The sequence below is a fragment of the Sodalis sp. RH24 genome (assembly GCF_047324145.1).
GTDB lineage: Bacteria > Pseudomonadota > Gammaproteobacteria > Enterobacterales > Enterobacteriaceae > Acerihabitans.
Genome location: NZ_CP178729.1, coordinates 2,214,283 through 2,236,047, shown reverse-complemented (window position 1 = coordinate 2,236,047; position 21,765 = coordinate 2,214,283). Strand labels below are relative to the sequence as shown.

18 protein-coding genes are annotated in these 21,765 nt (G+C 59.0%); 12 read left to right on the top strand and 6 right to left on the bottom strand.

Translation table 11 applies throughout. The features are described 5' to 3' along the window. Positions 1 to 103: 103 nt before the first annotated feature. A complete protein-coding gene (locus ACL2XG_RS10285) occupies positions 104 to 2,002 on the bottom strand; it encodes an autotransporter outer membrane beta-barrel domain-containing protein (RefSeq protein WP_413722235.1) in 1,899 nt (632 codons plus the stop codon). 298 nt (positions 2,003 to 2,300) lie between these two features. Between ACL2XG_RS10285 and ACL2XG_RS10280 the strand changes: the two genes are divergently transcribed. Then, positions 2,301 to 2,702: a hypothetical protein gene (locus ACL2XG_RS10280; protein ID WP_413722236.1), complete on the top strand. Its 402-nt coding sequence runs from the start codon at positions 2,301 to 2,303 to the stop codon at positions 2,700 to 2,702. A 535-nt stretch (positions 2,703 to 3,237) separates the two neighbouring features. Here ACL2XG_RS10280 and ACL2XG_RS10275 read toward each other — a convergent pair. Continuing rightward, on the bottom strand, positions 3,238 to 4,062 hold the full coding sequence (locus tag ACL2XG_RS10275; protein ID WP_410016235.1) for a DUF2076 domain-containing protein: 825 nt from the start codon (positions 4,060 to 4,062) through the stop codon (positions 3,238 to 3,240). A gap of 303 nt (positions 4,063 to 4,365) precedes the next feature. Here ACL2XG_RS10275 and ACL2XG_RS10270 point away from each other — a divergent pair, with 303 nt between their 5' ends. From ACL2XG_RS10270 to ppnP, 7 genes are all read left to right on the top strand, one after another. Next, positions 4,366 to 5,043, top strand: a complete 678-nt coding sequence (locus ACL2XG_RS10270; protein ID WP_413722237.1) for an epoxyqueuosine reductase QueH — start codon at positions 4,366 to 4,368, stop codon at positions 5,041 to 5,043. Positions 5,044 to 5,394: 351 nt separating this feature from the next. Further along, complete coding sequence (locus ACL2XG_RS10265; protein ID WP_410016233.1) at positions 5,395 to 6,603, top strand: OFA family MFS transporter; 1,209 nt, start codon at positions 5,395 to 5,397, stop codon at positions 6,601 to 6,603. Between the two features lie 222 nt (positions 6,604 to 6,825). Beyond that, on the top strand, positions 6,826 to 6,963 hold the full coding sequence (locus tag ACL2XG_RS10260; protein ID WP_410016232.1) for a hypothetical protein: 138 nt from the start codon (positions 6,826 to 6,828) through the stop codon (positions 6,961 to 6,963). A 123-nt stretch (positions 6,964 to 7,086) separates the two neighbouring features. Next, positions 7,087 to 8,628: an FAD-dependent oxidoreductase gene (locus ACL2XG_RS10255; protein ID WP_410016231.1), complete on the top strand. Its 1,542-nt coding sequence runs from the start codon at positions 7,087 to 7,089 to the stop codon at positions 8,626 to 8,628. 287 nt (positions 8,629 to 8,915) lie between these two features. After that, positions 8,916 to 9,440: a shikimate kinase AroL gene (gene aroL, locus ACL2XG_RS10250; RefSeq protein WP_410016230.1), complete on the top strand. Its 525-nt coding sequence runs from the start codon at positions 8,916 to 8,918 to the stop codon at positions 9,438 to 9,440. A 71-nt stretch (positions 9,441 to 9,511) separates the two neighbouring features. After that, positions 9,512 to 9,703, top strand: coding sequence for a hypothetical protein (locus tag ACL2XG_RS10245; protein WP_413722238.1), 192 nt, complete (start codon positions 9,512 to 9,514; stop codon positions 9,701 to 9,703). Between the two features lie 216 nt (positions 9,704 to 9,919). Further along, positions 9,920 to 10,210, top strand: a complete 291-nt coding sequence (gene ppnP / locus ACL2XG_RS10240) for a pyrimidine/purine nucleoside phosphorylase (RefSeq protein ID WP_410016228.1) — start codon at positions 9,920 to 9,922, stop codon at positions 10,208 to 10,210. 280 nt (positions 10,211 to 10,490) lie between these two features. Here ppnP and rdgC read toward each other — a convergent pair whose 3' ends face one another. Both rdgC and ACL2XG_RS10230 read right to left on the bottom strand, forming a co-directional pair. Further along, positions 10,491 to 11,402 (bottom strand): recombination-associated protein RdgC, encoded by a 912-nt coding sequence (rdgC, locus tag ACL2XG_RS10235; protein WP_413722239.1) that lies wholly within the window; start codon positions 11,400 to 11,402, stop codon positions 10,491 to 10,493. A gap of 113 nt (positions 11,403 to 11,515) precedes the next feature. Beyond that, positions 11,516 to 12,406, bottom strand: a complete 891-nt coding sequence (locus ACL2XG_RS10230) for a LysR family transcriptional regulator (RefSeq protein WP_413722240.1) — start codon at positions 12,404 to 12,406, stop codon at positions 11,516 to 11,518. A 111-nt stretch (positions 12,407 to 12,517) separates the two neighbouring features. On the opposite strand from ACL2XG_RS10230, the gene ACL2XG_RS10225 reads away from it, so the two are divergent. After that, positions 12,518 to 13,600: an SDR family oxidoreductase gene (locus ACL2XG_RS10225; protein ID WP_413722241.1), complete on the top strand. Its 1,083-nt coding sequence runs from the start codon at positions 12,518 to 12,520 to the stop codon at positions 13,598 to 13,600. Here the strand turns inward: ACL2XG_RS10225 and ACL2XG_RS10220 are convergent. Together ACL2XG_RS10220 and sbcD are read right to left on the bottom strand one after the other, a co-directional pair. Next, positions 13,560 to 17,234, bottom strand: coding sequence for an AAA family ATPase (locus ACL2XG_RS10220; protein WP_413722242.1), 3,675 nt, complete (start codon positions 17,232 to 17,234; stop codon positions 13,560 to 13,562). The genes ACL2XG_RS10225 and ACL2XG_RS10220 overlap by 41 nt on opposite strands. Continuing rightward, positions 17,231 to 18,544, bottom strand: coding sequence for an exonuclease subunit SbcD (gene sbcD, locus ACL2XG_RS10215; RefSeq protein ID WP_413722243.1), 1,314 nt, complete (start codon positions 18,542 to 18,544; stop codon positions 17,231 to 17,233). Before sbcD ends, ACL2XG_RS10220 begins: the two co-directional genes overlap by 4 nt. Before the next feature lie 211 nt (positions 18,545 to 18,755). Between sbcD and phoB the strand changes: the two genes are divergently transcribed. From phoB to ACL2XG_RS10200, 3 genes are read left to right on the top strand one after another with little or no spacing between them, the layout of a single operon-like run. Next, positions 18,756 to 19,445: a phosphate response regulator transcription factor PhoB gene (gene phoB / locus ACL2XG_RS10210; RefSeq protein WP_162367673.1), complete on the top strand. Its 690-nt coding sequence runs from the start codon at positions 18,756 to 18,758 to the stop codon at positions 19,443 to 19,445. A gap of 24 nt (positions 19,446 to 19,469) precedes the next feature. After that, on the top strand, positions 19,470 to 20,807 hold the full coding sequence (gene phoR, locus ACL2XG_RS10205; RefSeq protein WP_410016222.1) for a phosphate regulon sensor histidine kinase PhoR: 1,338 nt from the start codon (positions 19,470 to 19,472) through the stop codon (positions 20,805 to 20,807). Continuing rightward, positions 20,804 to 21,742: a PstS family phosphate ABC transporter substrate-binding protein gene (locus ACL2XG_RS10200; RefSeq protein WP_413722244.1), complete on the top strand. Its 939-nt coding sequence runs from the start codon at positions 20,804 to 20,806 to the stop codon at positions 21,740 to 21,742. Before phoR ends, ACL2XG_RS10200 begins: the two co-directional genes overlap by 4 nt. Positions 21,743 to 21,765 lie beyond the last annotated feature (23 nt).

Below are 21,765 nucleotides of genomic sequence, written 5' to 3'. Positions count from 1 at the left end.
ACCACGCCCGATTCGGCCCCATTGGCACGGTCTCCCTTTGACACGACTGCGTTGAGATCGGGGTTGGCGGGCTTACCGTGCTTATCTTGAGCCGGGTTTCGTGTCAGAACCGGTATTTCACGCCCACTATGCCGGTGGTGTCGCTGTAGCCTTTATTGCCAACCTGTTGTGCAACGTTGCCCCAAAGATTAACATTGCGGTTAATTTGTCCTTCCACCCCGAGCTTAAGTTCTGCGATATTGGCCGCGCCGTCTTGGCTGACTGTTATCCCATCCATGCTGACGCCAAAATCATCCGAATTGTGGATCCAGTTAGCCTCGACATAGGGCTGAAAGGCCCGATCCTTGTCGTTGTCCCGCTCACTGTAAGTGTGCATATAGGCTTTAACGCCCAAACGGGTCTGGATATTGCCGTCACCTTCTCCCGATACCCTGGTGCCGTTGGCTTCGGTATGATCGTCGGCTTTGACGCCCATCCAGATGGCCTGGGCCTGGGGCTGGACATAATAGGTGGTGTTTTTAGCGGCGTTTTCGCCAACCTTAACGGTATAACCGCTTTCAAGCGAGGCGCTGGCTCCTTTGGACTTATACTCTTCATCGTTTAAATCCTGGCCCGACACCCTATTGTTAAACCAGCCATATTGTGTCCAGCCGTCGATATATAAACCCGTTTTGTCCATCGCATTGGCGTACCAGGTCGCGTAGATACCCAGGCTATACCCGTCGACAGCACTGTTTGCACTGTAGCCGGATACGCGTGACCCGGTATTACTTTTAGCATTGCCGTAGCCGGCCATAACACCTAATCGAATACTATCGAGGCTGCTGCTGCTCCACTGGCCGATATCGCCGCCCAGTTGCAGTACATAACGATTGCTCTGGGTTCTGAGCTGGCCGCCGTCATCACGGGAACGGTTATGACCGCCTTCATTGATTAGCCACAGACTGGTGGACTTGTCCTCGCCCGTCAGCGCGTCGGTATAGTGAGCCATGCCCTGACGATTATCCAAACGGTTGGCGAATAGGGTATTGGCGGCGGCCAGATTGGCGGTATAGCTCCCTGCCTCCGGACGTTCAACCCGTCCCGGTTCTGGGGTGGGGACGGGTTCTGGCGATGGGCCGGGCCCCGGATTCGGATCCTCGACCGAGCTATGCAAATACCAGTTCGCGGCATCAGTTCCGGCGCCGCGCGTCAGGGTATAATCATAGGCGCCCGCCACAATACGGCCTGATTGCAAGAATTCACCGTCCGAGACGCCGTTGACCGAGATCAGTTCAATACCGTCCACGGTGGTGCCGCCGCCGCCGCCGGCATTATTGACGCTGACCAGGGTCGTGCCGGACGTATTACCGCCGATAATCAGTCTTTCAGTCTTTGTCGCATCATCAGATAACCGGGCATTAAAATTAAGACGACCGTTATTGCCGGCATAATCACCCGTCACGTTAAGTACGGTTCCGCCATCACCGTTAAGGTTAATGGTACCCGCATTGTTCATGCTGGCGATAGTTTGGTTAAAACCCTGTAAATTCATCGTCCCGGCCGGGGCGACGGTATAGGCCGACCGGCTGCTGAAGGCATTAGCGCCTCCGGCGACTAACGTTGCGCCGTGAATAACGGTATCGCCGGTGTAGGTGTTTTCGCCGGTGAGAGTCAATATGCCGTTATTAACATTGACTATTAACGGCGCCGCAGACCCGGTGTTTTTAATATTGCCCGTTAACCGCCACTCCCCATCGCCATTTTTGGTCAGGGTTTGAAAATCGGTGATATCGCCCGACAGCAGATCCGCGGCGGGCGGCGATCCGGCCACGCTATTGAGCACCAGGGCATTGGCGCCTTCGCCGCCGCTGATATTACCTGTAAGCGTCGATCCTCCTTCAAGGGTTAAACGGTCATTACCGGGACCGAAGGCGATATTGCCGATAATTACCCCGCCGGTATGGTTGGTCAAGGACACCGCGGTGCCGGAGCTGCCGATAACCGTATTTGCCGGGTCCATGGCTCTGAGGGTACCGTAGTTGTCAATAACATTGCTGCCGATGTCGGGATCGGCGGATGCAAACCAGATTGCCGACCTGCCCGCGCCTTGAATTAAACCGCGGTTGGTAATGCTATTTCCGCTGCCCATGACAGTAATTGCGTCATTTGTGGGTGACGTCCCGAGGCCCAAGACCTGGGCGCCGGTTTCTACGTTTAAGTTGTTATTATTGTTAAACTCAATGGTATTGTGACCCAGCCCCCACGCACCGGCGCCGGATAGGCCATCCGTGTCGTTTTGCACCGTCGCGCGTGCCTGAATGGCAATCGTGGCGCCCGTGTCAAACGTGATGGCGGTGACTGTACCGGTTTCAATCCTGGCGGCAGGCAGCACCAGAAGATTCACATCATTCATCCCCGGGCCGTTGCCGACGGTGTCGGTTTGTACCGACAAGTTGGTACAGGTGGTGGTTTTGCCATTCGTCGGCGGGGGGGTACACGCCGCCCAGGTGTTGCCCGGAGCGGTAAAAAAAAACCATATAGCGGCCATCATTATTATATTAAATTTATTTATTATTTTTAATTCAAATTGTCTTGTTATAGTAATAAATAAAGCTAAAGCATCACGGGTAAATCGCATCGCTACAGTTGTTTTGCGCATCATTACCGGTCCTTTCAGAGATAGGGTAAAGAGGGTTCGTGCGCCAGGCGAAAATATTTGACCCTGTGTTCTGGCTTAATTCACGATCCGTCCGGCTGCCGGTGCGCTCGACCAAATAACATCTAATGCGCGCGTAAATATCCGGCATTATATATTTAAATAAATAAAATCCACTTATGATTGCTATCCCTGCGATAAAGTAAAATTACTGACACGAGACAGGACGAAAGAAATAGAATAGCCAAAGAGTATGGTTTCAATAATTAGAATTATTTTTCAGGGGTTAAATATAAATAGATAAAGTTAGTGTAGGCGCTGGAGGTTTTTTTTCCAAGAATTTATATGGCGGAATAATTTGCCGTGGCATGAACATAAATAACCGGCGTGAGTGTTGATTACCAGCGCGGTACGATGCCATGTCGGTCTTGATTGCGCGTTGTCAATAAAGAAGCCCACGCTAAGCGTGGGCCCAGACTGCTGACAACGATGCGCATACCCTGAAGTGGGTATGCCGGGCAGGGAACGTAACGCGGCGACCCGGCCACCCTGCTTATCGGCCAGGCTACAGCCGGCCTCTTCCCCGCGGTCGGCGGCGATCAGACAAAATCATCGTCGTCGCTGAAGCCATCGTCCACGCCGAAGCTGTCATCCGTGCCAAAACCGTCATCTGTACCGAAGCCGTTGTCCGCGCCGAAACCGTTATCGGCATTGGTATCGTTGCCATAATCATTATTGGCGAACGTATCATCAGTGCCGCTGGCGCCCGGGAAAGGGTTGCCAGAGACATCATTGAAGGTATCGAGATTGTCGCTGGAGAAATCCTGGTTGGTCAGGGGATCGGTGGCGGCATCCAGGGGCTGATCGATAACATTGACTATCTCCTGCGGCTGGCTGTTATGGAACATGCCGGTAAGCATGTTGCCCAGCACCACACCGCCGGCGACCCCGGCGGCGGTTTGCAGCGCGCCGGCCAGAAAGCCCCCTCCGCGCGGCGCCGCCTGCGGCTGGTTATATCCCTGAGCATAACCGTTGTATCCGGGCGGCGGCGCGGCCTGGCCGCCATAGCCGGGAGCCGGTGGCTGCTGCTGGTTATTCCAGGCGGGGGCGGGCTGCTGCGCACGGGCGTTCCGGGCCGCCCCGCCGCCAAACAGGTTGCTGAGAAATCCTCCCTGGCTTGGCTGCGGCGCGTTTTTCAAGGCGGTAAGCTCGGATTCCAGCTGTTGTACCTGCTGGTGCAGGCGCTTAAGCGCGGCTTCCTGGATCAATATCGACTGCGCCATATAATAAGGGGCTGCGGGCTGCTGGCGGATAAATTCCTGGATTTGCCGATCCGCTTCGGCGTCGCGGGGGCCGGCTTTCTGCTCCGCCTGTTTCAGACGCTGAAAAAGGCCCTCGATAATACGTTGCTCTTCTGATTGCATGGTAATGACCCTATAACCTTGTTCACATGCGCAACGGGCTGCGCTTTCTTTAAATCTAGTCTCATATTGGCGAATCATAAAGGCGCCATGCGTAAAGGTTTTTAGAAATGTGTTACCAGTCCACACACCGGGCGGGGGGATGCCGGGAAAGTGTGCCGGGCCGGCCGCGTTTTTTTTGTGGTCGACAGACCGGCGGTTAATAACTATTTGATACTCCTTGTTAAACCCCGCGCCGCCAACCCGCCCGGGATATGTGCTATATTGGCCAGCCAGACTCTTTATCTGACCTTAGAGAAAGCGCCCATGGCCGACTTCATCCGACCGCTACTGAAACTGCCGCAGGGCGCCGACAAACTGCTGCTGCATTCCTGCTGCGCGCCCTGCTCGGGGGAAGTGATGGAAGCGCTTAGCGCTTCCGGTATCGACTACACCCTCTTTTTTTACAATCCCAATATCCATCCCCAGCGTGAATACCTGATCCGCAAGGAAGAAAATATCCGCTTTGCCGACCAGCACCAGGTGCCCTTCATTGATGCCGATTATGATACCGACAACTGGTTCGCTCGGGCGAAGGGTATGGAGCGGGAACCGGAGCGCGGGATCCGCTGCACCATGTGTTTTGATATGCGTTTTGAACGCACAGCGCTGTATGCCTATGAACAGGGTTTTAGCGTCATCTCCAGTTCGCTGGGCATTTCCCGCTGGAAGAATATGCAGCAGATCAATAACTGCGGCCAGCGTGCCGCCAGCCACTACCCCGGCATGCGCTATTGGGATTACAACTGGCGCAAGCAGGGCGGGGCGGCGCGCATGATCGATATCAGCAAGCGCGAGCAGTTTTACCAGCAGGAGTACTGCGGGTGCATTTATTCGCTGCGCGACAGTAACCGGCACCGCAAATCGCAGGGGCGCGATATTATCCGTATTGGCGTCAACTATTATCATTACCAAACACCTGAGAGCGAATCAGGGGAGGAATAGCCGCCCGCCATACCGCCGGCGCGCGCCGGCGAATAATATTATTATTTTTTTGGTTGCCGTTCCAGGGTTAAATTTACCATAGAGTAAAATGTGTTAATTAAAGGATCGTTATTGCCCATGGCGTTTAATAATTGCCTATTTTTCGCAACCGATAAACAGCAATATTGCCCTGCTTGCCACCGCCGTAACATGTAATTATGCCGTTCATACCCCAAGGCGTGCATTTCATTCCTTATTAACGGTATCTCATGCCGCATTTAGACCGCCTCGTTAACCGCGCCTTTATAGTAAAGCCAGTTAACCCGTTTTACGGGCATCGATTCTAAAAGAATTGTTAATGCGAGGCAGAATATGAATACGCAATATGCGACCCACCTGCGGTGGCTTACATTGTTCGGGACCATTATGACCCAGTTCGCCCTGGGGTCGGTTTATACCTGGAGCCTGTTCAACGGTCCGTTGGCCGATAAGCTGCATCAGCCTGTCAGCCAGGTGGCGTTTGCGTTCGGACTGCTCAGCCTGGCGCTGGCGCTGGCGTCGTCGGTGGCCGGCAGGTTTCAGGACCGCTTTGGCGTGCGTAACGTTACGCTGGGCGCTGGTGTTTTGCTGGGCGCGGGGTTTTGCCTGACCGCGTATGCCGGCAACCTGACGATGTTGTGGCTTTCCGCCGGTCTGCTGGTGGGGTTTGCCGACGGCATCGGTTATCTGATGACGTTATCCAATTGCGTAAAATGGTTTCCGGAGCGTAAAGGGGTGATTTCCGCCTGCGCCATCGGCGCTTATGGTTTGGGCAGCCTGGGATTTAAATATATCAACAGCCGCCTGCTGGCCCAATACAGCCTGGAAACCACCTTTATGCTTTGGGGACTGATTGCCATGTTGCTGGTCATCGCCGGTGCCTTATTAATGAAGGATGCGCCGCAACAAAGCGTGAACAAGACCCGGGCAACACGCGATTTTTCCCTGGCGCAGTGCGTACGCATCCCGCAATACTGGTTATTGGCCCTGATGTTTTTAACCGCCTGCATGAGCGGGCTGTATGTGATCGGCGTGGCGAAAGATATTGGCGAGAATCTGGTGCATTTAACCCCGGCGGTTGCGGCCAATGCCGTGACGATTATCGCAGCGGCCAACCTGGGCGGACGCCTGGTGCTCGGCGTGCTGTCGGACCGGATGTCGCGTATGCGGGTCGTCTCGCTGGCGCAGGGAATTTCACTGCTCGGCATGGCGCTGTTATTGTTTGTGCATCTCAGCCCGGTCTTGTTTTTTATGGCGATTGCCTGCGTGGCCTTCAGCTTCGGCGGCACCATTACGGTATACCCGTCGCTGGTCAGTGATTTCTTCGGCCTGAACAATCTGACCAAAAACTATGGCGTGATTTACCTGGGCTTCGGCATCGGCAGTATTATCGGCTCAATCGTGGCCTCGCTGTTCGGGGGATTTATCGTCACCTTCCAACTGATCCTGGTGCTGCTGGTTATTTCGCTTATCATCTCCTTAACCTTGCATCAGCCCGGTGAAAAAATACGCTTACGGCTGAATGAAGTAACGGGTAAATAACTATATCCGGAATAATTATCTATTATCTGTAAGCCGACAGTCCGCCTGGCACGGTCTGTCGGCTTTTTTTGAAAGTATTCTAAATCAAATTACGTTTTAATCCTTTTTCATTATTACCGGCGCGTGAACAAATAATAAGAATGATTATCCTCAACCGCCTTGCTGGAAATAAAGGTTACAGGATAATTCCCATTCCCTTTATAGGCAAAGGAAGGATTAACCATGATGAAAGAACCCGCCGCCGGTGGAGGCATCTTGGGCGGCATGGCGCGGCAAAACGGTGGCGGTGATATCGGCGCCCTGGGCCGGGCGCTGAAAAAAATCATTGCCTGGCTGCGCGATCTCTTCAATAGCGACTAGCCGGCGGCGCTGCGCTTACCCGCTTCATCATCTCCCTTCGCCGGACTTCACAGCCGGCGTTTAGCTGCTAGGCTTAATCATAGCACTCCAGACTGTATGGTCTTTAACAAGAAGGAGCCTATCGTGGCCTATCAAGAAGTGATGTCGTTAACCGCATTGCCGGAATTGGCACCCAAAAAAATCAGCCTGGGCGATACCGATATTCTGTTGATAAAAAAAGGAGATCGGGTTTTCGCCCTCGAAGCCACCTGTCCCCATTCCGGCGCTCCGCTGGAAAAAGGCGCGCTTTGCGAAGGCAAGATTATATGCCCCTGGCATAAGTCGGTATTCACCATTGAGGAAGGCGCGCTGTGCGAACCTCCCTCCCTGCGCGATTTAAAGCGTTATCCGGTCAAGATTGAACAGGGCAAGCTCTGGGTCGACCCGCAGGCGGAACCGGGCGCGGGGCCGCTGGATAAGGTGACGACCCAGGATGCGCTGGTGGTCCTGGGCGTCGGCGCCGGCGGTAGCGCCGCCATTAAGGCGCTGCGCGAAAAGGGTTATCACGGTCGCCTGGTGGTTATCGAACGTGAAAAACAGGCGCCTTACGATCGCACCACCTTGTCCAAATTTGTTCCGCAGGGAGATATGGATATCGACGAGGTGCCGTCGCTCCTGGACGATGATTTTTATCAACAGCAAAAAATCGAGCGTATTAACGGCAACGTCGAAAAACTGAGCGCCGCCAAGCATCAGCTGCGGCTGGAAGACGGCACGATGATTCCTTATCGCCAGCTGTTGCTGGCCACCGGCGGCATCCCGCAGCGCCCCGATTTGCCCGGCAAGGCGCTGTTCGGCATCCAGGTCCTGCGAAGCTGGGAGCAGGCCGCCGTGCTGGTAGACACCGTCGAGAAGGAAAAACGCCTGGTGATTATCGGCAACAGCTTTATCGGCATGGAAGTCGCCGCGGCGTTCCGTAAGCAGGATGTGGATGTGACGGTGATAGCCGAGCATCCGCTGCCGTTCGAGAAACAGTTCGGCAAAGAGCTGGCGAGTTTCTTCCGGCGGCGTCACGAGCAGAAAGGCGTGAAATTTGTCGAAGGCCTGCCCGCGGAGTTTACCGGCGAGCGTCAGGTGGAGGCGGTAGTGTTGAAAGACGGTACGCGCATCGAGGCCGATTTGGTGCTACTGGCCACCGGTGTGGCGCCGGCGACCGGGTTTATTGACGATCTGCCGCTGAATAAAGACGGTAGCCTTAATGTGGACGCCTCCATGTCGGCGGGCCAGGATATTTTTGCCATCGGCGATATCGCCACGTTTCCGCTTAACGGCAAACCCACGCGCATTGAACATTGGCGTGTGGCCCAGCAGCATGGCCGCGTGGCCGCAAGCGTGATGGCGGGTCAGGATGAGATCTATGATTCCGTACCGTTTTTCTGGACCCAGCATTATGGCGTGCGCTATGAGTATCTTGGCCATGCCGGGAAATGGGATACCATCGACATGACCGGCTCGCCCGATAACGATGATTTTGTGGCGCTGTATGCCCTCAACGATGAACTGGTGGCGGTGGTCGGCACCGGTCGTATGCGCACCACGGGTACCTTGCTTATCAAGATGAGGGAGAAACTGACGCTGCAGCAGGCGAAACGCATCGTGGCGGAAGTGGTGGAGCCGGAAAGCTAACCGAGGCCGCCGGCCCGGGCGTGCCCGTCTGGGAGGGCCTTCCTGAAAAACTGTCCGTTGCGCGGGCGCGATCGCCGGTCTTTTTTTGCCGGTTCCGGCCGACGTAAGGGACAATCCTGTAATTAATATGGTATGTAATAAGCTGGCATGCGGCGGCCGCGGGGCGTCGCATGCCCGGCCCGCGACTTTTCGCCCAAAGGCCGTTCGCCGGTTAGTGCGCGTGCGAAGTCAATGCTATGATGCGCAGCTGGACTGAAAAAGTCGTTGGATAAAAGGATATGCGGTTAATGACACAGCCCATTTATTTGGTTGGCGCTAGGGGATGCGGTAAAACCACGGTTGGCCTCGCGCTGGCCGGGGTGTTGGGATTTGAGTTTATGGATACCGACCAGCTGTTGCTGAGCACCACCGGCCGCAGCGTGGCGCAGATCGTCAAGAGCGAGGGCTGGGCGGGATTCCGGGCAAGGGAAAGCGCTATCCTGCGCGCGATTGCCGGCGGGCGCAAAGTGATCGCCACCGGCGGCGGCATTGTGCTGGCGGAGGCCAATCGCCGGTTTATGCGGGCGAACGGCACGGTCATTTACCTCCATGCCCGGCCTGAGGTCCTGGCGCGGCGCCTGGAGGCGTTTCCCGAGGAAGACCAGCGGCCAAGCCTGACCGGGCGGCCGATTGCCGAGGAGATCGCTGAAATCCTGCTGGCCAGGGAAGCGTTATACCAGGATGCGGCCCACCATGTGCTGGATGCGTCCTCTTCCCCGGAAGCCGTGGTGTCGGCGATATTGCAGCAGCTCCACCCCTGCGCCGCCGGATAACGCGGCGCCATGCGCAACCCTGGGGATTGACCTATACTTACCCGACCAAATCATAAAATAAGGAAGTGATTATGGCGAGTAAACCCCCTTATCCCCGCGAAGCCCATATCGTTAAAAAAGAGAAGGGGCCGCCGGGTAAAACCAAGACGGTGTTTGAGCTGCGGGCCGATCATCCCAAGCCCGACACGCTTATCAGCGAGCATGATTCCGAACACGAGGCGCTGGACGCGAAAGAGCGCTACCAGGGCGAAGACAAGACCTGAATTCCCTGCCAGCCGGATCGGATCAATTTTCCCGGTCCGGCTAATTATCTTCCCCTAAGACGGTTATTTTCTTTTTTCTCGCCGGTGAATCCGCCGCGCTTATCCGCGGGTATTTTTTTGCACGCCGGCCGGCATTTCCCGGTAATAAGGCGTGACAAATCAACGATCGTGCTTTTACTATGAAGTACTGAAAATATTATCGAAAGGAATGGATCTATGCTGAATGTAAATGAGTATTTTGCCGGGAAGGTAAAGTCCATTGGTTTTGATTCCGCCAGCATCGGCCGCGCCAGCGTGGGGGTGATGGAAACCGGCGAATACACATTCACCACGGCACAGCCCGAGGAAATGACCGTCATTAACGGCGCGTTGCGGGCATTGTTACCGGGCTCCCACGATTGGCAGGTCTTTATGCCCGGCGAAAAATTCTTTGTTCCGGCGCAAAGTGAATTTATTGTCCAGGTGGCGGAAGCCAGCGCGTATTTATGTAAATATATGAGCAAATAATGGGGCAAAACCGCGGGCAGGCTATGGTTTGCCCCGCAATGCCGGCAAACCGGCGCATAAGTCGCCGGGCAGGGAGAACGGAAAGCATAACGCGTCATGGACTCATCCGCCGGTAGCGTGGTGGTCCTGGTCCAAGGCCACAGGCGTTGGACCGCACAATGGCGCGCACGGATGGGCGCCATCGCTGCGCGTCCGGGCGCGGCCCCGCTAAAAACAGCACGGCTTCACGGTGTTGTTACCCGTCTGATCCTGGCCTCGTTACTCCCGCCAGCAACCTTTTTCAGCGCTGGGCTTCGCCGCCCAAGGCAACGGTCAATTCTTCAATAAGCGTCGCCAGTTCGCCGGTCATCAGGATAAAATCCGCGTCAAAACGCTGGGCAAAATCCTCGCGATCGATATCGTCGTTCTGTTCGCGTAAGGTATCGGAAAACTTAAGGCGCTTGATTGTGGCGTCGTCGGCCAGGATAAACTGCACCCGTTCCCGCCAGTCCAGCGCCAGTTTGGTCACCACCTTGCCGGCCTCGATATGGGCGGCAATTTCGTCGCTGGCCAAATCCTGCTTTTTACAGCGAATGATGCCACCGTCCTCCAGCAGCGCCTTGAGTTCGGCCTCGTCCTGCACCAGGAATCCGGCCGGCGGTTCACCGCCGCGCACCCACTGCGTCAGGGTCAGCTCAATGGGGTTTTCCAGTGTCAGGGGCACCACCGGCAGCGAGCCGAGGGATTTACGCAACAGCGCCAGGGCATCCTCGGCTTTCTTGGCGCTGGCGGCGTCGACAATCACCAGGCCTTTGACGGTGTCCAGCCAGATGAACGTCTGGCTGAAGCGGCTGAACGCGCGCGGCATCAGGCTGAATAACACCTCATCCTTCAGCGCGTCTTTTTCCGTTTTGCGCAGCTTACGGCTTTGCTCGGTTTCCAGCTTATCGATCTTGCCGTTCAGCTCTTGCTTGACCACGGAAGACGGCAGGATTTTTTCTTCTTTGCGCACGCAAATCAATATCTGGTCATTAACGGCATGGGTTAACGCGTCGCTTTTGTCGCCCAGCGGAGATACCCAACCCGACTTGGCCATATCCTGGCTGCCGCAGGGGGTAAATGATGAGGCCGCCAACTGTTTTTCCATCTCTTGCGCCGACAGCGTAATATCGCGGTTCAGGCGGTAAATCATGATATTTTTAAACCAAAACATAAAGTGAGATCCCTGATCCGGCACGTCGGTAAGCGTGCGGGTTAATCAAACGCAGCGCGCATGATAGCGCATCCCGGCGCTAAAATCGGCAAAAATCAACCTGGCCGCGGCGTCTACAGAATGTCCGCCAGGGCGGCGGCAAGATACTCCACCCAGGCCCGGACCTTGCCGGGAATAAAGCGCGCGGCGGGATACACCGCATGTACCGCCATCGGCGGAAAATAATAGTCGGGCAATACGCGTACGAGGGTTTTGGCGGTTAACTGCCGGCGGATCAGCGGTAACTGGACGCCGCCTATCCCGAGTCCCGCTTCTATGGCCTGGATAAGCGTAAAGGTATTATTGGCCAGGAACACCGGCCGGACGGTCAACATCTCCGCGCCCCTGGGGCCCAGCAGGGTGAGTCCGGCGCCGTCGCCACGGCCGCTGTAGCGAATGTAAGGACGATCGGCTAATTCCGCCAGGGTTTGCGGCGCGCCCTGCCTGGCAAGATAGTCGGGCGCCGCGGCCAGGACGCGCTGCAGGGTGCCGAGCCTGCGCGCCACCGTGCCGGCGGTGCGCAGTTCCCCGAGACGTAGCGCGACATCAATTCCCTCGCTGATCACATCCGCCACCCGATCGTCCAGCAGCAGTTCGATAACGATATCCGGATGGCGCTGCTGAAAATCAAGCGCCAGCCGGGCGATATACTGCTGGCCGAGGCCCGTCGGCGCATGGATGCGCAAATGACCCTCCAGCCTCTGGTTCAGCCCCCGCAGCGTCTCTTCCGTTTCATTTACCGCCGCCAGGATCTGCCTGGCCTGCAGATAATAACGGCTGCCGCTTTCCGTCAGGGTGACGGAGCGGGTAGTGCGATAGAGCAATAATGTGCCCAGCAGTTTTTCCAGGGCGGCCACCTGCTGGCTTACGGCGGGCTGCGTCAGGCCCAGATCGCGCGCTGCCGCGGACAGGCTGCCCAGCTCGGCCACGCGCGCGAAGGTATGCATCGCGGTGAGTTTATCCATGGTGTTCCGTCTATTAGTTTTACTTATAACTGATAGTGGTTATGGTCCTATTATCACTTTTTTCCTTATCAATTATAGTGACGCATCGTCTTTTTTCAGCGGAGAAAACACATGCAAAATAATCGGATTGCCCTGGTGGTGGGCGCCAACGGCGTTATCGGCGGCCGGCTCGTCGCGGAACTGGAATCCCGGCGGTGGCAGGTTATCGGCCTGTCGCGCCGCGGCGGCCGCGACCGGCCCGGCGTCAGCTACCTGGCGGTGGATTTGCTGGACGCGCAGGCGACGGGCCGGGCGCTGCGCCCGCTGACCGGCATTACCCATATTTTCTACGCCGCCTACCAGGAGGCGTCCGACTGGGCGGGACTGGTTGTTCCCAATATGATGATGCTGAAAAACGTCGTTGAGGCAATCGAGCCGGTTGCCGGGAAACTGGAGCATGTCAGCCTGATGCAGGGCTATAAAGTCTATGGCGCGCACCTGGGGCCGTTTAAGACACCGGCGCGGGAAACCGATGCGGGGCATATGCCGCCGGAATTCAACGTGGCGCAACAAACCTGGCTGGAGCAACGCCAGCGCAATAAACGCTGGACCTGGTCCGCCATCCGGCCGGGGGTGGTGGGCGGTTTTTCCCTGGGCAATCCGATGAACCTGGCCATGAGCATTGCCGTCTATGCCTCCATCTGCAAGGCGCTGGGGTTGCCGCTGCGTTTTCCCGGCAAACCGGGCGCTTACCACGCGCTGATGGAAATGACCGATGCGGGGCTGCTGGCGAGGGCCACGCTTTGGGCCGCCACCGAGCCCCGGGCGGGCAACCAGGCGTTTAACATCAATAACGGCGATCTGTTCCGCTGGAGTGAGCTGTGGCCGAAAATTGCCGGCTATTTTGAATTGGATCTGGCGCCGCCATTGCCCATGCCGCTAAAGGAAGTCATGGTGGATAAAACGGAACTCTGGCGGGAATTAACCCGCCGGCACCGTTTATCCGCACCGGATTATCAGGCGGTGTCGGGCTGGCCGTTCGCCGATTTCGTGTTCTCCTGGGATTACGATATGTTTGCCGACGGCAGTAAGGCGCGCCGCTCCGGTTTTCATGATTTTGTCGACACCGAAGCGATGTTCTACGCCTTGTTCGATGAATTCCGCCGGCGCCGCGTTATTCCGGGCGCACCGCATAACGCGCCTCCAGCCTGCTGATGCCCAGGCCGTTGATCTTTTTCACTTTGATTTGCACCGGGATGCGTTCCTTCATGGCGTCCACATGGCTGATGACGCCTATCATCTTGCCGGTGGCGTTAAGCGAATCGAGCGCATCCAGGGCAATATCCAGCGTTTGGGCGTCCAGCGTGCCGAAGCCCTCGTCGAGAAACAGCGAATCAATCTGGGTTTTGTGGCTGACCAGGTCCGACAGGGCCAGCGCCAGCGCCAGGCTCACCAGAAAGCTTTCGCCCCCGGAAAGGGTGCGGGTGTCGCGCACGGCATCCGCCTGCCAGGTGTCCACCACTTCAAGCTCCAGCTCCGCCTCGGTTTTGCGCTGCAGCTGATAGCGGCCGTGCAGGCGGGACAACTGCTGGTTCGCCAGATAAATCAGGTGCTCAAGCGTCAGACCCTGGGCGAACTTACGGAACTTGTCGCCCTCTTTGGAGCCAATCAGCTCGTTGAGATAGCTCCAGTCGGCGTAGCGGCCTTCGCCCGCGCTGATTTCCGCCATCAGGCTCTGCTGATCGCGCTGGCGCTGGCGGTGGCTTGCCAGTTGCTGCTGTAGCTGGCCTTGCCGCCGCGCCAGCTCCCATAATAATGCCTTAATATCGGCCAACGTTCGCTCCACGGCGGCAGAGTCGGCAGCCTCGTCCAGGGTGGCGGGACGATCGTCATGGTGTTGCCGCAGCGCCAGCTCCGCCTGCTGCCACATCACCTCCGCGCGCTGCCGCTCTTCCTTTATTTTCTCGCGCAGCTCACGCAGCCGGTCCCGCTCCTGCCCGGGCAACAGGGCCGCCTGCAGCTCGGCCAGCCCGGCGTACGGGCTGTTTGCCAGCGCCTGCCGCAGCGCCGTCGCCGCCTGCTGCGCTTGTTGAGTCAGTTCCTCAAGCCGCCGCCGCTGCGAGCGGATTTCACCGGCCAGCAGATGCAGCTTTTCCTGCGCCTGCTGTACACTGAGTTCGGACTGCCGCCGGTCCCGCTCCACTTCCCCGGCCCGTGTGCTCAGTTGGGCGTTGAGCTGCGCCACGCTGTCATCGCCGGCCAGTTTGCGGCGTTCTTCACGCGCCAGGCGCAGCGCGTTGCCGGTTGTCTGCTGCCGCTGCGCGAGGTCGGCCAACTGTTGCGCCAGTTCGGCCTGGGCTTCCCGGTGGCCGCGCAGTTCGCCTTCCAGCGCGATAAGGTCGTTTTTCAGCGTCTGTTCGCGCTCTTGCTGGTACTGCCACTGCCGCCACTCCTCCTGGCGTTCGGCCAGCCAGGCGTCAACCGCGGAATCCGCCGGCAGGGTCAGTCCCAGTTGGGCGAGAGCCTCGCTGCTTTGCGCCGCCAGTTCGTCCATCCGTTGCTGTTGTTCCTGACGGCGCTGCTGCGTTTGCCGCAGACGTTGGGTCACCGCATCCTTCTGCTGGGCATTCAGCGCCAGACGGGCGTCGAGCCGTTGCCATTCGCCGTCGGCCTGGGCAAGGGCGTCGCGGGCCGCCTGCAGCCCCTGGTTGTCCTGTTCACGCGCCTCCAACTGCCGGGCCAATGCCTGCTCATGCGCGTCCTGCTCAGCCAGCCAGGCGGCGGCGTGTTCGCCGGGCGCCAGATCCAGCCCGGCGGCGGCCTGTCGCCAGGCGTCGTCCAGCAACGCCAGTTCCTCTTGCAGGCGTACCTGTTGCGCCGTCGCCTGGCGCTGCTCCTGCTGCAGCATCTCGAGACGGGTAAACGCCGCCACCACTTCGGCCTTGAGCCGCTCCACCTCCGGCAGCAGTTCCTGCCGCCGCCGATCGGTGTGTTGCGGCTGCAGGTCCTGGTATAGGGCGATGCCGGGATGCTCGGTGGCGCCGCATAGGGGGCAGGGATCCCCCGGTCGCAACGCTCCGCGCAGTTCCCCGAGCGAGACGATATGCATTTCCAGGCGATGGCGCGCGGTCATTTCGTCCAGCAGGGCGGACTTATCCGCCTCGGCGCGCCGCAGCGCCGCCAGCGCGGCGGTAATATCGTCGCAGTCGCGCCGCAGTTGATCTTCCCGCGTGCGGTTGGCCGCCAGATCGCGGCTTACACGCTCCATTTGCGGCAGCAGGGACGACATCAGGGCGCGCCGGCCGCGCTGCTGCTGGCTGTGTTGCCAGTCGGCGCGCAGCGCGGCCAACGGGAACCGGGATTCCTGCTCATCGTGCAGGCCCTGACGTTCCGCCAACTGCGCCGTGAAGGTCATTACCCGCTGCCGGCAGGCCTGCGACGCGCTGAGTTCCTTCTGGCGCGCAATATCGAGTTGTTCAAGTTCCCGCATGATTTGCGCGTCTTGCCGGGCCAGTTCGTCGATGTCGCGCTGTTCGCGCCGGCGGCGGGCAAACAGCTCGCGCCAGAGGGGGAGCTGCCCGCCCCATTGCCGGCAGGCGGCATGCTCAAGCAGATAGCGGGCGACAAGCTGCGCCTGTTGCCCGGCCTCCTGATGTTGTTGTTGTTTCAGCGCCTGCAGCGCCTGTCGTTTCCGCTGCTGTTCCGTTTGGGCTAACCGCTGTTCCTCCTGTTGCGCGGCCTGTTGTTCCAGCCCGGCGATTTTCTGGTCCAGCGGCACGAGATGGTCGTTTATCAACTGCTGTTGCGCCAACTGATGCCGGGCGTGCTGCTCCCAGCGCCGCCGGGCGGTATCCGCCTGCTCCCGCAGCGGTTGTAGCGCCTGCTGACTTTGCAGCTCCAGCGCGCACGCGCGGGCGAGCTCCTGCTCAGCCCGTTCCAGGTCCACGGCGCTGCGCTGCCGATCGTCGAGCAGGGGGCGCAGGGATTCCGCCGGTTCGCCGCGCGCCAGTCGCGCCAGCGGCGCCTGTGCTTCCTGCGCCGCCGCCTGCGCGGCCTGGCGCTGGGCCTGTGCCTGCGCCAGGGCGCCGGTCAACTGGCGCTGCCGCTCCAGCCAGGCGTGATGCTGTTGCGACTGCGATTGTTCGGCGTTCAGCCGGGCCTGCTCCAGGCGCAGGCTATCCAGCTCGGCGTCAAGTTCCCGCAGTTGGGGTTCGCTCAATAGTTCGATGGCGGCGGCGCGCGTACGCAGTGCCTCCAGTTCCCCGCGCACCGTTTTATGGCGTTCGAAAATTTCAGCGGAAATGCGGCCGTAGATATCGGTGCCGGTCAGTTCCTCCAGCAGTTCGGCGCGATTTTTCGCATCGGCGTTTAAAAATGCGGCGAAATCCCCCTGCGCCAGCAGCACCGATTTGGTAAAACGCGCGAAATCCAGGCCGGTCAGTTCGGTGGTCAGGCGCAGCTTATCGCTGATTTTATCCGCCAGGATGGCGCCGTCGGCCAAACGCGCCAGTTCGACCCTGGCGTTTTGCAGTTTGCCCTGCGGGCTGTTTTTCGCCCGGCGCTGGCTCCAGAAGGCGCGATAGCCCACGCCCTTGACCGAAAACTCGACTTCCGCCAGCGATTCGGCGGTCAGCCGGGTCATCAATTCCTGGCCGGGCAACGCGTCCAGGCGGGGCGTGCGGTGATACAGCGCCAGGCAGATGGCGTCAAGAATAGTGGTCTTGCCGGCGCCGGTGGGACCGGTAATGGCAAACAGGCTGGCGCGGTCGAAGGGGTCGGCAGTAAAATCAATTTTCCACTCGCCCCTGAGCGCATTGATGTTTTTCAGCCGCAGCGTCAGGATTTTCACCGGGCGTCTCCTTTGGTTGCGGCATCCGGCGCCGGCGGGTTTTCCGCCGCGGCGCCTTGCTGTACGTCCGCCGTTACCTGGCGATAGAGCAAGCGTATGGCGTCCAGGTTCTCCGGCGCGGGGGAGGGGATCAGCGCCAGGCGCCGCTCAAACACGTCCCCGGCGCTCAGTTCGACCAGCGTTTCCCGTTGCCGGCGCGCCAGTGCCGACAGCCGCTGCTCGCGGTTACGGCGCAACAGCACGATTTCCACCGGCAAATCGGCCGCCAACTGCTGGATACGCTGCTGGATATCATTCAGCCAGGCGTCTGTCACCACCTCGATATCCAGCCAGACGGGCGTGGGCCCCGGGTAATCGCTAAACGAGCGCAACTGCGCCTCGATGTCCGCCAGGTCGCCTTTTATCAGGCGCAGGGCCTGGGTCTCCGGGATCAAAACCGGGGAAATGTCCGCCACGCCCCCGGCGTCGAAACTGACTATATTGATCTGCTTGGGCTGCCCGGTCTCATCAAAACTCAAGGCGATGGGCGAACCGCAATAGCGGATATGCTGCTGTCCGCCCACGCACTGCGGGCGGTGGATATGGCCGAGGGCGATATAATCCGCCGGAGGAAACAGCTGGGCGGGAAACGCGTCCAGGCTGCCGATATAAATATCGCGTACCGAATCGGTGGTGGCGGCGCCCACCGTGGTCAGGTGTCCGGTGGCGATAATCGGCAGCCGGCCGGGCAACCGGGCGCGCAGGGCCAGCGCCCGGTCATATAGCGCCTGGTAATGTGCGGCGATGGCGTCCATCAGCGCCCGCTGTTTATCATCCCCCGATTCTCCGGCGCGGCTGGTCAGCACATCCCGCGGGCGTAAAAAGGGGATGGCGCACAGTATCGCCCCCGGCTTTCCACTACGATCGTTAAGTACAAAAACCGGTTGCCCGCCGCTGTCTTCGCGGTCGCCGTCGGCGTTGTCGTCATCGTCCCGGGCGCCGAACCCGCCGCCGGCGATAACCCGGGTATGCATGCAGGCCAGCAGCGCCCGGGATTCGTTCAATGTCGCCACCGCGTCATGATTGCCCGCCAGTATGATCAGCTGGCAACCGGTCGGCTGCAACGCCACCACGAAACGGTTGAACAGTTCGCGGGCATAGCTGGGCGGGGTGCCGGTATCAAAGATATCGCCGGCCACGATCACCGCGTCGATATCCCGCTCTGCCACCTGCGCCACCAGCCATTGCAGGAAGGCGCGATGCTCCCGGGCGCGGTTTTTGGTGAAAAACGACTGACCCAGGTGCCAGTCAGAAGTGTGAATGATCCGCATGACGCTCCAGCCAGAGTGCAAAAGTCAGGGCGAGAGTATAAACCTTACCCCGGGCGATGCCGACGTAAAGCTGTTAATTTGGCAACCCGGGACGAAAAAAAACCGCCATCCGCTATGCTTCTGGCACGATGGGCTGATTTTAATAAATCTGTCATAAAAGTGACGCATAATGCCCGGGCACGTTAACCGCAGAGATTAATGGCAGGAAAAAATGGCAAAACGCATATTAGTCGTGGAAGACGAAGCGCCGATTCGTGAAATGGTGTGCTTCGTACTTGAACAGAATGGCTTCCAGCCCATCGAAGCCGAAGACTACGGCACGGCGGTCAGCCGTATGGCGGAGCCTTATCCGGATCTGGTATTGCTCGACTGGATGTTGCCAGGCGGTTCGGGAATACAATTTATCAAACATATGAAACGCGAGGTATTGACCCGCGATATTCCGGTCATGATGCTGACCGCGCGCGGCGAGGAGGAAGACCGGGTGCGGGGGCTGGAAGTGGGCGCCGATGATTATATCACCAAACCGTTCTCGCCCAAGGAGCTGCTGGCCAGGATCAAGGCGGTGATGCGCCGTATTTCGCCGATGGCGGTGGAAGATAAGATTGAACTGCAGGGCCTAAGCCTGGATCCGTCGTCGCACCGGGTAACCTCCAACGAACTGGCCCTGGAGATGGGACCGACCGAATTTAAACTGCTGCACTTTTTCATGACCCATCCCGAGCGGGTATATAGCCGGGAACAGTTGTTAAATCATGTCTGGGGCACTAATGTGTATGTTGAGGACCGGACGGTTGATGTGCATATTCGCCGCCTGCGCAAAGCGCTGGAAACCGGCGGTCACGATCGGATGGTGCAGACGGTCCGCGGCACCGGCTATCGTTTTTCCGCGCGCTATTAGCGCGGTATAAGGGGAGCTCTGCCGGTGCTGGAACGTTTATCCTGGCGTAAGATTTTGCTGGAACTGGGGCTGTTTTGCCTGCCGGCCCTGCTGTTGTCGCTTTTTGTCGGCCACCTGGCCTGGCTGTTGGTGGCGGCGCTGCTGGCCGCGCTGGTGCGCAACTATTATTACCAACTGCGGCTGTCCCGCTGGTTATGGGTCGATCTCCGGCATACGCCGCCGGAAGGGCGGGGAAGCTGGGAACCGCTGTTCTATGGCCTGCATCAGATGCAGTTGCGCCACCGGCGGCGGCGGCGTGAACTGGCGACATTGTTCAAACGCTTTCGCAGCGGCGCGGAAACCTTGCCTGATGCGCTGGTGATGTTGACCGACGACGGCCATATTTTCTGGTGCAACGGCCTGGCGCAGCAGCTGCTCGGGTTTCGCTGGCCGGAAGACAACGGCCAGCATATCCTTAACCTGCTGCGCTATCCTGAATTCAACAGCTATATCCAGGGCCAGTCGTTCGAGCGCCCCTTGACCCTGCTGCTCAATAAGCAACGTTACGTTGAATTCCGCGTGATGCCCTATACCGACGACCAGCTGTTAATGGTGGCCCGCGACGTGACCCAGATGCGCCAGCTGGAAGGCGCCAGGCGCAACTTTTTCGCCAATGCCAGCCATGAACTGCGTACGCCGCTGACGGTGTTGCAGGGATATCTGGAAATGATGAACGACCAGGATATGGATGAAGCCATGCGCGCCAAGGCCATCCACACCATGCAGGATCAGACGCAGCGCATGGAGCGTCTGGTCAAGCAGTTGCTGGTGTTATCCCGTATCGAGGCCGCGCCGCAGGGCGAGGTCAATGAACGCGTCGATATTCCGGCCATTCTCAAGCGCCTGCAGCAAAGCGCCGGGGCGCTCAGCCAGGAACGGCATGAGATCGTGTTCCGGGTTAATGAACAGTTGCTGGTGCGCGGCAATGAGGATCAGCTGCGCAGCGCGATGTCGAACCTGATATACAATGCGGTCATCCATACGCCGCCGGGCACCCGCATCGAGGTGTGCTGGCAGCGTACCGCTGAGGGCGCGCAGTTTCAGGTCAGCGATAACGGGCCGGGCATCGCCCCGGAGCATTTACCGCGCCTGACCGAGCGTTTTTACCGGGTTGACAAAGCCCGTTCGCGCCAGACCGGCGGCAGCGGCCTTGGGCTTGCCATCGTTAAGCACGCGCTCGGCAATCATGACGCCCATCTTGATGTTATCAGCGAGCCGGGCGCGGGTACCCGCTTCTTTTTTACCTTGCCCAACCGGTTGATTGTCCTCCCCGTCCTGGCCGAAAATAACCCCACTTCTCCTTCACGTGTCAAATCCCGATGATAAAAGCTGTAAAAACCCTGGGCTGGCTGCTCTGCCTGCTGTTGACCCTGCCGGCGGCGGCGCGGCCGCTGTCGGTGCTGTCGGGTAGCCTCACCAGCAGCGGTTCCGATACGCTGGCGAATATGATGGCCCTGTGGGCGGCGGATTTCAGACATGACTATCCGGATGTCGGCGTGCAGATCCAGGCGGGCGGATCGGCGACGGCGGCGACGGCGCTGGCCGCGGGAACGGCGCAAATCGGGCCGATGAGCCGCATGATGAACGCGACTGAAATCGCCGCGTTCCAGCGCCATTACGGCTACCCGCCCCTGGCGGTGCCGGTGGCCTTGGATGCGCTGGTGATTATAGTCAACCAGGATAACCCCCTGCCCAGGTTGCGCCTGCGCCAGTTGGACGCCATTTTTTCCATCACCCGCAGCTGCGGCGACGCCCCTGCCGTCACCCGCTGGGGGGAGCTCGGCCTAACCGGGCGGTGGGCCGATATGGCCCTGCTGCGCTATGGCCGCAATTCCGCCTCCGGTACCTATGGCTTTTTCCGCCAGCGCGTGCTGTGCGGCGGTGACCTGCTGGCATCGGTCAATGAACTGCCCGGGTCGGCTTCGGTGGCGCAGGCGGTAAGCGCGTCGCGCAACGCCATTGGTTACGCCGGCATGGGGTTTCATACCGCCGGCGTGCGGATCCTGCCGTTAACCGACGAGGCCGGCCGCCAGGTGACGCCGGACGAGTCGGCCTTGCTTAACGGCGACTATCCGCTGGTGCGCTATCTCTATATTTATCTGAATAAGCCCCCTGATACCCCATTGGCGCCGGTCACCGCCGCCTTTATGGACCGTATTTTGTCGCCCCAGGGCCAAAGCCTCGCCCGCCAGGGCGGCTACCAGCCCTTGCCTGAACCCATAAGGCTACAGGCGCGCCGGGATATCGGGCTGCAATGAGGTGTGTCGGCAGGGTGGGCCGT

Coding starts and splice junctions, on each gene's coding strand:
- phoB (WP_162367673.1), top strand. CDS start 18,756: ATGGCAAAACGCATATTAGTCGTGGAAGACGAAGCGCCGATTCGTGAA.
- sbcD (WP_413722243.1), bottom strand. CDS start 18,544: ATGCGGATCATTCACACTTCTGACTGGCACCTGGGTCAGTCGTTTTTC.
- ACL2XG_RS10275 (WP_410016235.1), bottom strand. CDS start 4,062: ATGCAATCAGAAGAGCAACGTATTATCGAGGGCCTTTTTCAGCGTCTG.
- ACL2XG_RS10260 (WP_410016232.1), top strand. CDS start 6,826: ATGATGAAAGAACCCGCCGCCGGTGGAGGCATCTTGGGCGGCATGGCG.
- ACL2XG_RS10225 (WP_413722241.1), top strand. CDS start 12,518: ATGCAAAATAATCGGATTGCCCTGGTGGTGGGCGCCAACGGCGTTATC.
- ACL2XG_RS10270 (WP_413722237.1), top strand. CDS start 4,366: ATGGCCGACTTCATCCGACCGCTACTGAAACTGCCGCAGGGCGCCGAC.
- ACL2XG_RS10280 (WP_413722236.1), top strand. CDS start 2,301: ATGGCAATCGTGGCGCCCGTGTCAAACGTGATGGCGGTGACTGTACCG.
- ACL2XG_RS10265 (WP_410016233.1), top strand. CDS start 5,395: ATGAATACGCAATATGCGACCCACCTGCGGTGGCTTACATTGTTCGGG.
- ACL2XG_RS10245 (WP_413722238.1), top strand. CDS start 9,512: ATGGCGAGTAAACCCCCTTATCCCCGCGAAGCCCATATCGTTAAAAAA.
- ACL2XG_RS10230 (WP_413722240.1), bottom strand. CDS start 12,406: ATGGATAAACTCACCGCGATGCATACCTTCGCGCGCGTGGCCGAGCTG.
- ACL2XG_RS10285 (WP_413722235.1), bottom strand. CDS start 2,002: ATGGACCCGGCAAATACGGTTATCGGCAGCTCCGGCACCGCGGTGTCC.
- ACL2XG_RS10200 (WP_413722244.1), top strand. CDS start 20,804: ATGATAAAAGCTGTAAAAACCCTGGGCTGGCTGCTCTGCCTGCTGTTG.
- aroL (WP_410016230.1), top strand. CDS start 8,916: ATGACACAGCCCATTTATTTGGTTGGCGCTAGGGGATGCGGTAAAACC.
- rdgC (WP_413722239.1), bottom strand. CDS start 11,402: ATGTTTTGGTTTAAAAATATCATGATTTACCGCCTGAACCGCGATATT.
- ppnP (WP_410016228.1), top strand. CDS start 9,920: ATGCTGAATGTAAATGAGTATTTTGCCGGGAAGGTAAAGTCCATTGGT.